Here is a 10,839-nt window from a genome sequence, read left to right on the forward strand (position 1 = left end):
AGCCGGAGCGGGAGCCGGAGACGACGGGCGGCGGCCGTCTGGCAGGGTGGTCCCCGTGACCACCTACGTGCCTGCGAGTCGTGACCGTGCCGGACCCTGCCGGGCCCGGACCCGGCTGGCGGCGGCCGCCGCGGTCGTGGTGACCGTCGGCGCGGGGCTGGGGCTACGGGCCGGGGCGACGGGGAACCCGGCCAAGTACGGCGGGGACGCGCTGTACACCGTACTGATCTTCGCCCTCATCGTGCTGGTCCTGCCACGGGTGACGGCCCTGCGGGCTGCCGCGGGCGCTCTCGCGGTGAGCTGGGCGGTGGAGTTCCTCCAGCTCACCGGGGTACCGGAGGAGCTTTCCCGGCACAGCACGGTCGCCCGACTCGTCCTCGGGTCCACCTTCAACGCGCCCGACCTGTTCTGGTACGCGGTCGGCGCGGCCTTCGGCTGGCTCGCCCACACCGCTGCGGTGCGCCTGTCGCGCTAGCCGCTGCGGGTCAGTGCCTCGGGGGCGCCCGCCGACTGGGCCCCTTCGACCTCCAGCTTCAGCCGGTCGGGTTCCGCCAGGGTCAGCACGTAGAGGTTGCCCCGGGGGCAGTCGAAGGTGGCCGCCGGGTCGGTCGGATGGCTGGTCACTGCCGCGAAGACCGACCTGTGCCCGCTCGTCTGCCGCAGTTCCAGGGCCTCCGTGCACCCCAGGTTCCGTCCGGTGACGGCCTCCTTCACGTCGCTGACCTGACGGCCCACGAGGTCTCCGACGGATCCCGCGTTCAGCGTGACGGTGACGGCGAACTCGCCCGTCCTGGCCCGCGAGATTCCGTCCGCGTCGGGGGTCCCGGGGCCGGTGCCGGTCCACGTGCCGATCCACGAACTCGGCATCGCGGACACCGAGGCGGACACCGAGGCGGACGGGGTCCCCGATCCGTTCCCTCCCCGGTTCCCGTCCCTGTCCCCGCTCCCGCTCCCGCCCCACGGCATCTTGATCACGAGGGTGGCCGCGACGACGAGGGCGGCGCCGGCGGCCGCCCCCACGACCCAGGGCACGCGTCGAGGCCCGGCGGAAGGGACAGCGGGCAGCGGCGGTGTCGCCGCGAACGCCGCGGGAGGTGCCACAGGAGGCCTGGGTACAGGCACGGGTACGGGTACGGGTACGGCGAGGGGCTCCGATGCGGCAAGGATGCCGCGCAGTTCGGCCTCCCGGTGGCCCACCTCCGCCGCCAGCGCAGGGGGCAGGGCCCCGCTCCATCCCTCCCCGGCCGCGCCGACCCCGGCCAGTACCTCGTCGGCGGTCGGGCGCTGCTGCGGCTCCTTGGTCAGGCACGCCCCCAGCAGGGAACGGAGTCCCTCGGGAACTCCGTCGAGTGCGGGCTCCTCGTGCACGATCCGGTAGAGCAGGGCGGGGAGCGCCGGCTGCTCGCCCTCGGCCAGGAAGGGGCTGCGGCCGGTGGCCGCGTGGACCAGGACCGCGGCGAGGGAGAACACGTCCGCCGGGGCTTCGGCCACGGCTCCGGTCGCCTGTTCCGGTGCGAGGAAGCCGGGCGTGCCGATGACCGATCCCGTCCGGGTGTGGCGCGGGTCGTGCACGGCACGCGCGATGCCGAAGTCGATGAGGAAGGACCGCTCCCGGCCGAGCAGCACGTTCCCGGGCTTGATGTCACGGTGGACCATGCCGGCTGCCCGTACGGCCACGAGCGCGGCGAGGAGTTCCCGCGCCAGGCTCCACAGGGCCGGTTCGGGCAGCGGTCCGTGCTGGTGCACCCACTCCCCCAGGGAGGGCGCGGCGACGTACTCCGTGGCGAGCCATTGCGGGGACGCCCCCGGAGCACTGAAGTCCACGACCGAGACCGTCCACGGGGAACGTACGCGGTCGTTGGCGCGTATCTCCCGCGCGAAGCGGTCGGCGAAGTCGGGATCCCGGCTCAGTTCCCGGTGGACGGTCTTCAGGGCCAGCGGCCGCCCGGAGGCCGTGCAGGCCAGGAAGACCTCGCCCATGCCGCCCTCGCCGAGCCGTGCCAGCAGGCGGTACCCGCCGATCTCCGGCGGATCGCCGGGCCGCAATGATTCCACCGACTCCCCCTGTCAGGACGGCTGTTGTCCGTACGCACGGGGCGCACGGACAGCCGGTGGAGTCACCCTAGAGGACCGCTCCGGGGGCGGTTCGTCAGGACACCATGATGAAGCGCAGGGCGAGGGCCTTGTCGGTCGTCCAGTGGGTGACGCGGACGAAGTCGTTGAAGTACAGCGTGTCCACGCCGGGCATGGCGACCTTGATCGGCTTGCCGATCTTGCTGCCGGACGTACGGTCCTGGAGCTGGACGGTGATGCTCTTCGTCGGCGCCTCGTCCATGGGGCCGCTGAGAACCATCGCGGCGTACGCCACCTTGCCGGGCGCGAGGGTGGCGAACGGGTCCTTGGGCGCGGGGACGAGCTTGATGTCGGGGACCAGCCCCCGGGCGTTCCCGAGCTGGACGTGGGGGTAGTGGTAGACGGCGCAGGTCTTGCCGCCGGTGTTCTCGATGGTGAAGAGGACGTGGACGACGGGCTCGCCCGGGTCGTCCGCGCTCGATGCGGTGATCGAGACGTTGCCCTCGGTGCAGGGGGCGAGGGCGCCGTCGCCGCCGCTCTTCGTCGGTGCGGGGGTCGGCTTCGCCGAGGGCGTGTCGCCGGGCTTCGGCGTTTCCCGGGAGGCGCTCGCGCTCGGCGAGGGAGCCTGTGAGCTCGGTGCGGTGGGCGAGCCCGAGGGCGTGTCGTTGTCCGGGCCTTCGCCCTCGTTCGGCGAACACGCCGTGGACGCGAGCAGCGCGGCGGCGGTCGCCGCCCCGATGACGTAGGCCTTCCAGTTCCTGCGGCTGGTGCGGGCAGAAGTGTTCATGGTGTTTCCCCCGTTGTAGGCCCTGTGCGGCCACTGTCGACTCTCGATGATGGCGCAGACGGCGCGAGCCGATCGGCCGCTGCGCCGCGGTCCGGGTGTCGACGTATTGGCCGCCCGGCCTGCACTAACGGGTTGCCCTTGTCCTCGGCGTCTCATACCCCTGTTACGGACTGGGGACAAGGAAGGAATGGTTCCGTCAGGAGGCCGGACGGCCGTGGAGCGGGGAGCAGTGGGCAGGGCGGGGCGGCGGCGACAGGACCGCCGCCCCCGTCGGGCGAGGGGCTACTCGCCGCCCTTGAGGAGGTCGCGCCAGCCCGGGTACAGCTTGTCCGCGTCGTCGGTGAAGGAGGCGAAGCCGCCCTTCGGTTCCGGGTGGTCCCGGGCGTACTCCACCAGGCCGATGCCCTGCTGCCAGGCGTCCTGCGCCTGGCGGAGGGACTTCGCCCCCGCCGTGCCTCCGTCGCGGTGGCCGAAGGCACCGCCGCCCGAGGTCTGGATGACGTTGGAGTGGCCCAGGTTGTCGGAGAAGCCAGGGAGGCGCAGGGCGTTCATTCCACCGGAGATGACGGGGGCAGCAACCCGAGGCCGGGCATGGGCGCGACGCCTGGCCTGATGGCGGGTGACCGTCTCGTGGGCACCGCGCCGCAGCCGGCCACCGTGGATTCACAGGTGCCGGTGAAGGTCACGACGGATCCCTTCTCGAAGCCGGGCGAGCTGTGCAACCTGAAGGTGCGTTCGTTCCGTCAGCTCACCCCCGAGACGATGGTGTACTCGCATTTCTCCGCGAATTTGATGACGATTCTGCAGACGTCGGCGAGCCCGGTTACTCCGTCGAATCTGCGGATGACCCCGAGCCGCCGACCGATCCCACGGACCCGGCACCGACGGGCTTCCGCCGCCGCTCCAAGACGTAGACATGACGAAGCCCCCGCCGGGATCTCGCTGCCGGTGGGGGCTTCGTGCTGCGGGGTCAGGGCCTGCCGGTGATCCGGCCGAGGCGCCCGCGTGTACCGGGTACGGACGCTTCTGCGAAGAGGAGCAGGTGGTGGATGCCGGGGAGGCGGACCAGGCGGTGCCCGGCCCTGCGGTGCAGCGGCTGGTGGATGACCGTGGCCGGCGTGATCACGGGTTCAGACCGCATAGTCCACCCCTTCCGGCGGGTTGAGGGGGAAGGCCCCCGTGCGGGGCCACCCGTCTTCGGGCTCGTCGGCCGGCTCCTCCACCTCGGACACCTCGCGGGCGTTGATGAACACGGCCTCACGGCCGTCCTCCGGGGGGATGTACCCGAACGTGCTGCTGCTCACTGCGGCTCCTTAGAGGCAGACCCAGGCGTCGGCCCGACCGTACTGGAGGGCACCCGAGACCTGCACACCGTTGGAGGCGATGGCGTACCCGCGTGCTTCGAGACGGTAGTTCCGGCGGCCGTCCACGGGGTTGAGACGGCAGTTCATCCAGAACACGGTGTCGTTGTTGGAGCCGGTGGTGCGCGGGCCGACGATGGACCCGGTCACCCGGTGCCAGCCGCCCTTGTCGTTGGCGAACTGTGCCTGTGTCCACTGGCTGCGGAAGCTACCGGTGCAGTCCTGGTTCGTGACGGCCTGGAGGCTGTCGAGGGAGAGCGGCTTCGTCCGGTCCACGAAAATGGTGCAGAGCAGTCCGGCGGTGGCGCTGTTTACGCCGACCCCGCTGAGCTTGCCGGCCTGGGCGGCTTTCGCGCTGTCGATCACGGACTTGGGAAGCCAGTTCGCCGGGTCTTTCGCCTTCGGGTCGGAGGCGTCCAGAACAGGGCTCTGGAAGCTCTTCTGCCCGTCGTAGCCGAAGTGCGCAATCAACGAGCCGGCGGACACCGACGCCCCGGAGGCGGAGCGTGCGCCAGCGGGGGTTTCTGCGGCCTGTGCGGTGGTCGCGCTGCCGAGGGTGGCGAGGCCGGCGAAGGCGGCCACGGTTGCTATCGCGCGGATTGTAGATGCGGTTTTCAAGGATTTTCTCCTCGTCGGACCGTGGTCAGTCTCCCCACGGGGGAGAAGCGAATGACCACCTGGTCCGTACCGCGACACTAGCCGGGCCCCGCCCATTTGCCAGTGCTTCAGATGTTTTAGAGCGCTGTGCGAAGTTCCGGATAATCCGGTGGAGTTGCCCGTTCCGGCGCGTCCACCGGCAGGTTCGCGAGGACGTCACCGGTCCGGGGCCGTGCTCCGAATTACGTGGAAAATAACGGACGCTGGAGCGCACAGTCAGGGCTTGCGGTGACGTCCGGTACCGGGGGCGAGGGGGTTGCGTCCGGTGACGGGGCCCGTGGTGTCGGTGACGTGGGATTCCTGGGTGGGCGTGAGGTAGCGCAAGGCAGCCGCGTAGTCGCCCGACCGCTGCCCCCGGTCGGAGGAAGACCTGTTCCTCACCGGTCGGCATCCGTGTGGTGGGCTCGACGACTGGAGCCGTCCGGCAGGCCGGGGGGCCTCGGCAGGGGGTCGCTGAAGCGGTAGGCCTCGATGCGGGCGTCGTGCTGGGCGTTGAGCAGGTGGATCAGGCGCATTCCGATGCCGGCCGCGAGGATGGTCACGGCGATGAGGACGAGGGTCTCCACGGAGCTCACCTCCAGCCGTTCCCGGGCAGTGGCAGGGTGCGTCGGTCCATGGAGTTCCCGAAGGGCGACATGCAGGCTCCGCCTTCGCTCTCCCAGCCGGCTTCCTGGCGCTGGGCGTCGCGGATGCCGCGCCCGATGGCGGCTTCGTTGGCCATCAGGACGCTCGCGGTGAGGTCGCTGCCGGGGATCGCGGCGGCGGCCATCAGCCGGGCCGCGGCGGCGGGCTCGGTCTCGGGCGGGATGACGAGGAGGTCCCAGCGGCCGACGGTGTAGGAGAGCAGGATCAGTTTGTCGGGGTCCTGTCCGGTGAACCAGCCCACGTGCAGCGTGCGCCCGTCCGCGGGCACCGTGTGCGGTACGGCGAGCCAGCGGCTGGGGTTCACGGTGACGCGGGTGATGCGCCCCCAGGGCTCGTCCAGGGCGGCGGCGAGCAGTGGCAGTTCGGCTGCGAGGTCGCGGGAGCGGGGCCACCAGGCTCCGTCCAGCCGGCCGGCGAGCATGGTCCTCGGGGTGAGGGACAGACGGGCCGGAAGCTCTGCGGCGAGATCGCGGGGCACGGTCCGGTCGAGGGTGGTGATCATGATGCGGACCTGCCCCCGGGCTGCCCGTCGGTGGCCCGGATTTTAGGCGATCGCCAGGAATGACACCCGCGTGAAAGCAGGTGCGCGAAATACTCCCAGCGCCCTCACTGTACGCCCGTTCGGTGGACTCTGACCGGTGTGACCAGGCATTTTCCGGCGAAGTGGCCCCTGGCCTCCCGCCCGCTCGCCCGGTCATCGACGACCAGGTCGTCCACCTCGGCTCCGGCCCGGGCGGCGACGACACCGTCGAGCTGTTCGCCCGCGTCATGCAGAATCCCGATTCTCTACCGTGAGTCCACGGGGCGCACCCTGGCCGACCCAGACCGTGAGCACGTGTGGTCGGTGTCCTTTTTCCGGCTGGAGGCCTCCAATGGGAAGGTGCTCGGCGGCGCGACGTCCGTCGTGGACGTCGGTGAGCGGCATCGCGTCACGGCCGAGGATGCCCGGGCCCGGCAGCGCCTCGCGCTCGTAGCCGATGCCTCCCTGCGCATCGGGACCACGTTCGACCTCGACCAGACCGCCCGCGCACTCGCCGAAGTCTCAGTGCCGGAACTGGCCGACGCGGCCGCGGTAGACGTGCTCGACAGCATCCTTCTCAACCGTTGCCGTACACGAAGGGTCAGCGGTACTCAGGGCCCTGGCCGTGGCTGCCGCGTACCCCACAGAAGCAGTTCGTGCGGGCGATCAGCCGGGCGAGGTGGCACGCTACGACGCCGTCCGGCTGGTCACCGAGTGCGTGAACACCGGCCGCCCGCGCCGCCGTCTGCATCGACAACGCCCGCCGGTACCAGCACAGGCACGCAACACCGCCCTCGCCCTCCAGCGCAGCCCCTCCCTCAGCAGCCACCGGACCCGCCCGGCCTGGAGATCGCCTACTGCTATCACCCCGCCGGGTACTGCGTCACCTCGACCGCCTGACCGACCCCATGGGGCAGACCATCACGACCTGCGTCTACGCCGTCTGCGACCCCCGCCGCGCCCGCTTCCTCATCTCCAACGCGGCTCACATAACCCCGTGTTGATGCCTCGCGGACGGCCGCCCGAACTTCTGGAACTGCCCACCGCGGTCCCCCTCGGCGTCGGTAGCGTCCCCTTCCACACCACCACGTTCGATCTGCACCCCGGCGACCAACTGATCCTCTACACCGATGGCCTGGTCGAAACCCGCGACCAGGCCATCGACGAACGACTGAGCGCTCTCCTCGCCCTCCTCGCCCTCCTCGCAAAGCCGCAGCGATCCCTGGAGGCAACCTGCGACATGCTCCTCCAAGCTCTGCGCCGCGCCGGCGACCACGACGACGTCGCCCTGCTCGTCGCCCGGGTCCAGCCCTGACACCCCCGCGGCCGGGCCTTGGGCGTGTGGGCGAATGCTGCTCTGGTCAGAACGTCTCGTCGTGCAGGTCTTCTTCGCGCAACAGGTCGTCCTCGCCGCGGCGCGAAGTCTCCTTGCGGTCCTGCTTCCGGCCTTGCTTCTGTCCCTGCTCGCGGGAAGCCTTGCCCGGCTGGGGACGTGCGGGGTCCCCGGAGCGGTGATGCTCCTGCGCCTCGTGGCCCTTGCCCGGCTCCTGGTGCCTGTCCTGTGAATCGCCCATGACGGAGACTCCTCTAGATCCGTGGGATTGGGATTCCTCGCGGATTACACTGACACGCAGAGTGACAATCTGCATCATCTCGCCTACTTGGTGTGGCTTACGGGTGACGGCCCGTCCTCGATGTGACGGCGTCGGAAGGTGGGCTATCCCTTCCGTGCCGAGGACGGCTCATCCGTAGGTGAAGGCCGCGACCGGCGAATCATGGAGGGCTGCCGTTGCGGCAGCCCTCCAGAAGGTCGAAAGGCAGCGGAAGAGGGGCCGTCCCCGCACTACGCCGCCGGGGACGATCCCGTCATCAGATCGCGCAACGGCGCGACCGGCGCGAGCGGCGACTGCAGTTTCCGGGCGCGGAGCACCAGCTCCAGGGCGAAGCGCTGGTCGTGGTCGTCCAGGGCGTCGCCCCACAGTTCCCTGAGCTGGCGCATCCGGTAGCGGACCGTCTGGGGGTGGACGCCGATCCGCGCCGCCACCTCCGCCGCGCCGCCCCGGGTCTGGAGCCAGGCCAGCAGCGTTTCCGCGAGCCGGTCCGCCTGGCCCGGCCTGCAGGAAGCCAGTGGTGCGAGGCAGCCGGCGGCCAGGTCGTCGATGAGTTCGGCGGGGGGCAGCAGGAGCAGTGCCGTGGTGTGCTCGCTGCAGTCGAGCACACCACGGGAGGGCAGGGCCCCGGCCGTGATGAGCCCGACCGCCGTCTGCGCCCAGTGCAACGAGCGAGCCGCCTGGGCCAGCGGTACGGTCGGCCCCAGCGCGCCGCTCCACCCCGGGAGCGCCTGGCGCAGCGCGTCGGCCCGGCCGGCCTGGACGGAGCCCGGGACGACCAGCCGAGGCTGCTCGCTCTCCCAGTCGAGCAGGATGCCGGTGCCGAGGGCCGGCGGCAGGAGCACGTTCCCGTTGCGGCTGAGAACTGCGATCGCGACCGTTTCCGGGAGCCGCCAGCCGATGTTGGCGGCGTACTGGGCCATCGCCTCAAGGTTGGCGGGCTGCTCCGCCAGCAGCAGCCCGACCATGCGGCACTGGCGGCGGAGCCGTTCGCCGGCGGCCAGGGACTCGTTGCCGAGCTGGTCCCGGGTCGCCTCACCGACGAGGGCTTCGATGTAGTCGAAGCCGGCCTCGGCCAGCTCGTACATCGCGGCGGGCGGGATCCCCACTCCGTCCGCGATCTCGGTGAGCCGGCGCCAGGACACCCGTGCCCCGAAGCGGTAGACCGCGCGCATGAAGTCGAGCGCCGGCCCGGGCAGGGTCTCGCACCGGTTGAGGGAGGCGGCGACCTCGCGAAAGCGTACGGCGCCGTCCCCCTCGATCGTCGGGCCGCCGGCCGCCCGGACACTCTCGACGAAGGGGCCGAGGGCCAGCCTGATCCGGGTGAGGACCCCCGAGACGCCGTGGTCGTCGAAGATCTCCACGACCTGCGGGAACTGGGCGTGGATCTGCTGCATCACCTCGAGCGAGAGCGTGGGAATCTCGGCGGAGGCGAGGCAGATGAACCGCTCGGTGTCGGCGGCGCTGACAGTGCTCCAAACGGAGGCCGCCCGCAGTGCGGCGGCCGGAGCGGGATCGGTTCGTACGCTCATGCGGGAAGCCTCCCTGAGTGTGCGCCGGGATCAGCCGGTGAAGGATACGAGCGGCACGTCGGGTTGGGCGGGAGCGGCGGTCGTGAGAGCGACCAGGCCGAGTACGGCGGCGACGGCGAGGAATGCCCCCGTCGCGGCGGTGAGGACGACGGTGAGAATGGGGCGTCGGGTACGCATGGCTGCGGATTGTCCCTTCCGTAGGCCCCGAACGAGCGGGGCGAAACGACAAGCGACGCCATTCGCACCGGCCCGGTCCCGTGCCCGCACAGTTTTGCCCTGACGTTGACAATCCGTCAAGGGGAGACCTACGGTTCCGCGCTCAGGGGATGTACACGGGGCCTGCCTCACCATCGGCAGCCGTTGGGGATCTTTCGTCGCACCACCGCCTTCACCGCCACACGGTCTGCGTCCACCCAATCCCCTTACGGAGCGTAACCATGCCCGTGCCCACAGATCAGATCCTCGACCACCCCGCCGGGGAACTCCCCGGACCCGCCCCGGCGCCCCGCCGCCTGTCCCGCACCGGCCTGGTACTGACCGCCGTCGCGGCCTTCCTCCTGGTACTGGCGCCGCTACTGCACTGGTACGCACTGCCGAACCTGCGCAAGACGCCGATCGACACCAACACCACCACCGTCTTCACCGGCAGCGGCACCGTCTTCGACACCAAGGCCGTCGCCGTGAGCCCGGTCCAGGACCTGACGCTCACCCGGCGGGTGGTGGGCAACGTCGCCTTGAGCGGACCGACCCGCGCGGTGATGGACATCTCCACACAGATCGACACCGCCGCCACGCTCGGACTCCACGACCCGCGGAAGTCCGTCCAGTGGACGGTGGAACGCTGGGTGACCGACCGCAGCACCAACCTGCCGCTGCACTCGCACGGCGAGAGCCCCGTCTTCTCCGGCGAGGCGTACCTGAAGTTCCCGTTCGGCCTGGCCAAGCGCCCGTACGTCTATTGGGACTCCACGCTCGGCGGCACCGTCACCCTCGACTTCCAGGGCACCACGACCGTGAACGGCCGGACCGGCTACCGCTACGGCGCCGTGCTCGGCGCGACCAAGGTCGGGACCCAGCAGGTCCCCGGCAAGCTGCTCGGACTGGCTGACCGCAGTCAGGTCGTCGCTGACCGGTACTACGCGAACGGCGGGTTCAGCGTGACCGTGGACCCGGTCACCGGCACGGTGATGAACGCCCGTACGCAGCCGCTGGTGAGCCTGCGGACCGCGGCGGACGGCCCTGACCTGCTGGTCCTGCTGCGGGCGGATCTCACCATGTCGGCGGAGAGCCGGGACGGCCAGGTGCGGACCGCGCAGGCCGCCGCCCGCAAGCTCGGGCTGGTGGGCACCACGGCACCCGTCGCGGCCGGCACCGCGGGCCTCGTGTGCCTGCTTGCGGCGGGCGTGCTCCTGCGCCGTCGCGCCTCGCACTGACACCCGGCGCTCGCCGAAGTGACAGAGGAAACATGTACTCCGGCTGAACCCGACCGGAATTTATCAATTTGGTGAGTAGTACCGGGCGGTAGCAACAGCCCAGACTGGCGGCGCGCGCCATCCGCGCGCCGCCAGCCGCACATCCCCCGGTCCCTCCCGTGCGACTGCCCCACCGGTCACCCCCCGGTCCCCTGAGTCATGCCCGTCCCTGCTCGACCCTG

The 10,839-nt window shown here is 70.9% G+C and carries 16 protein-coding genes; 4 read left to right on the forward strand and 12 right to left on the reverse strand.

Translation table 11 applies throughout. The annotated features are described in order from the left end of the window. Positions 1-55: 55 nt before the first annotated feature. Complete coding sequence (locus ACODT5_RS17205; RefSeq protein WP_422520174.1) at positions 56-475, forward strand: ribosomal maturation YjgA family protein; 420 nt, start codon at positions 56-58, stop codon at positions 473-475. Here ACODT5_RS17205 and ACODT5_RS17210 read toward each other — a convergent pair. The 9 genes from ACODT5_RS17210 to ACODT5_RS17250 all read right to left on the reverse strand — a co-directional run bounded on the left by ACODT5_RS17210 (position 472) and on the right by ACODT5_RS17250 (position 6,025). Then, a complete protein-coding gene (locus ACODT5_RS17210; RefSeq protein WP_422520175.1) occupies positions 472-2,055 on the reverse strand; it encodes a serine/threonine-protein kinase in 1,584 nt (527 codons plus the stop codon). The two genes, ACODT5_RS17205 and ACODT5_RS17210, sit on opposite strands and share 4 nt — an antisense overlap. Before the next feature lie 94 nt (positions 2,056-2,149). Further along, on the reverse strand, positions 2,150-2,860 hold the full coding sequence (locus ACODT5_RS17215) for a DUF4232 domain-containing protein (protein ID WP_422520176.1): 711 nt from the start codon (positions 2,858-2,860) through the stop codon (positions 2,150-2,152). A 282-nt stretch (positions 2,861-3,142) separates the two neighbouring features. After that, positions 3,143-3,523 (reverse strand): RuBisCO large subunit C-terminal-like domain-containing protein, encoded by a 381-nt coding sequence (locus ACODT5_RS17220; RefSeq protein ID WP_422524946.1) that lies wholly within the window; start codon positions 3,521-3,523, stop codon positions 3,143-3,145. Positions 3,524-3,830: 307 nt separating this feature from the next. Beyond that, positions 3,831-4,001, reverse strand: a complete 171-nt coding sequence (locus ACODT5_RS17225; protein ID WP_422520177.1) for a hypothetical protein — start codon at positions 3,999-4,001, stop codon at positions 3,831-3,833. Continuing rightward, on the reverse strand, positions 3,991-4,164 hold the full coding sequence (locus ACODT5_RS17230) for a hypothetical protein (protein ID WP_422520178.1): 174 nt from the start codon (positions 4,162-4,164) through the stop codon (positions 3,991-3,993). Before ACODT5_RS17230 ends, ACODT5_RS17225 begins: the two co-directional genes overlap by 11 nt. A gap of 9 nt (positions 4,165-4,173) precedes the next feature. Further along, complete coding sequence (locus ACODT5_RS17235) at positions 4,174-4,839, reverse strand: hypothetical protein (RefSeq protein ID WP_422520179.1); 666 nt, start codon at positions 4,837-4,839, stop codon at positions 4,174-4,176. Between the two features lie 255 nt (positions 4,840-5,094). Then, on the reverse strand, positions 5,095-5,259 hold the full coding sequence (locus tag ACODT5_RS17240) for a hypothetical protein (RefSeq protein ID WP_422520180.1): 165 nt from the start codon (positions 5,257-5,259) through the stop codon (positions 5,095-5,097). Then, on the reverse strand, positions 5,256-5,444 hold the full coding sequence (locus ACODT5_RS17245) for a hypothetical protein (protein ID WP_422520181.1): 189 nt from the start codon (positions 5,442-5,444) through the stop codon (positions 5,256-5,258). Before ACODT5_RS17245 ends, ACODT5_RS17240 begins: the two co-directional genes overlap by 4 nt. A gap of 5 nt (positions 5,445-5,449) precedes the next feature. Continuing rightward, a complete protein-coding gene (locus ACODT5_RS17250) occupies positions 5,450-6,025 on the reverse strand; it encodes a DUF5994 family protein (protein ID WP_422520182.1) in 576 nt (191 codons plus the stop codon). A 161-nt stretch (positions 6,026-6,186) separates the two neighbouring features. On the opposite strand from ACODT5_RS17250, the gene ACODT5_RS17255 reads away from it, so the two are divergent. After that, entirely contained in the window at positions 6,187-6,318 is a 132-nt protein-coding gene (locus ACODT5_RS17255; RefSeq protein ID WP_422520183.1) for a hypothetical protein, read from the forward strand. Positions 6,319-7,046: 728 nt separating this feature from the next. Further along, complete coding sequence (locus ACODT5_RS17260) at positions 7,047-7,358, forward strand: PP2C family protein-serine/threonine phosphatase (RefSeq protein WP_422520184.1); 312 nt, start codon at positions 7,047-7,049, stop codon at positions 7,356-7,358. 46 nt (positions 7,359-7,404) lie between these two features. Here ACODT5_RS17260 and ACODT5_RS17265 read toward each other — a convergent pair whose 3' ends face one another. The 3 genes from ACODT5_RS17265 to ACODT5_RS17275 all read right to left on the reverse strand — a co-directional run bounded on the left by ACODT5_RS17265 (position 7,405) and on the right by ACODT5_RS17275 (position 9,362). Continuing rightward, positions 7,405-7,617 (reverse strand): hypothetical protein, encoded by a 213-nt coding sequence (locus ACODT5_RS17265; RefSeq protein ID WP_422520185.1) that lies wholly within the window; start codon positions 7,615-7,617, stop codon positions 7,405-7,407. 269 nt (positions 7,618-7,886) lie between these two features. Then, complete coding sequence (locus ACODT5_RS17270) at positions 7,887-9,185, reverse strand: PucR-like N-terminal domain-containing protein (RefSeq protein ID WP_422520186.1); 1,299 nt, start codon at positions 9,183-9,185, stop codon at positions 7,887-7,889. A gap of 30 nt (positions 9,186-9,215) precedes the next feature. Then, positions 9,216-9,362, reverse strand: a complete 147-nt coding sequence (locus ACODT5_RS17275) for a hypothetical protein (RefSeq protein WP_422520187.1) — start codon at positions 9,360-9,362, stop codon at positions 9,216-9,218. A gap of 260 nt (positions 9,363-9,622) precedes the next feature. Here ACODT5_RS17275 and pgfA point away from each other — a divergent pair, with 260 nt between their 5' ends. Further along, positions 9,623-10,618: a cell envelope lipid trafficking protein PgfA gene (pgfA, locus tag ACODT5_RS17280; RefSeq protein WP_422520188.1), complete on the forward strand. Its 996-nt coding sequence runs from the start codon at positions 9,623-9,625 to the stop codon at positions 10,616-10,618. Positions 10,619-10,839: the final 221 nt, after the last annotated feature.

It is taken from the genome of Streptomyces tatrensis (genome assembly GCF_049310065.1).
In the GTDB taxonomy this organism is placed as follows: domain Bacteria; phylum Actinomycetota; class Actinomycetes; order Streptomycetales; family Streptomycetaceae; genus Streptomyces.

Bases quoted from the DNA above. Each gene is read 5' to 3' on its own strand.
- ACODT5_RS17260 (WP_422520184.1), top strand. From the start codon at position 7,047: ATGCCTCGCGGACGGCCGCCCGAACTTCTGGAACTGCCCACCGCGGTC.
- ACODT5_RS17225 (WP_422520177.1), bottom strand. From the start codon at position 4,001: ATGCGGTCTGAACCCGTGATCACGCCGGCCACGGTCATCCACCAGCCG.
- ACODT5_RS17270 (WP_422520186.1), bottom strand. From the start codon at position 9,185: ATGAGCGTACGAACCGATCCCGCTCCGGCCGCCGCACTGCGGGCGGCC.
- ACODT5_RS17265 (WP_422520185.1), bottom strand. From the start codon at position 7,617: ATGGGCGATTCACAGGACAGGCACCAGGAGCCGGGCAAGGGCCACGAG.
- pgfA (WP_422520188.1), top strand. From the start codon at position 9,623: ATGCCCGTGCCCACAGATCAGATCCTCGACCACCCCGCCGGGGAACTC.
- ACODT5_RS17250 (WP_422520182.1), bottom strand. From the start codon at position 6,025: ATGATCACCACCCTCGACCGGACCGTGCCCCGCGATCTCGCCGCAGAG.
- ACODT5_RS17215 (WP_422520176.1), bottom strand. From the start codon at position 2,860: ATGAACACTTCTGCCCGCACCAGCCGCAGGAACTGGAAGGCCTACGTC.
- ACODT5_RS17275 (WP_422520187.1), bottom strand. From the start codon at position 9,362: ATGCGTACCCGACGCCCCATTCTCACCGTCGTCCTCACCGCCGCGACG.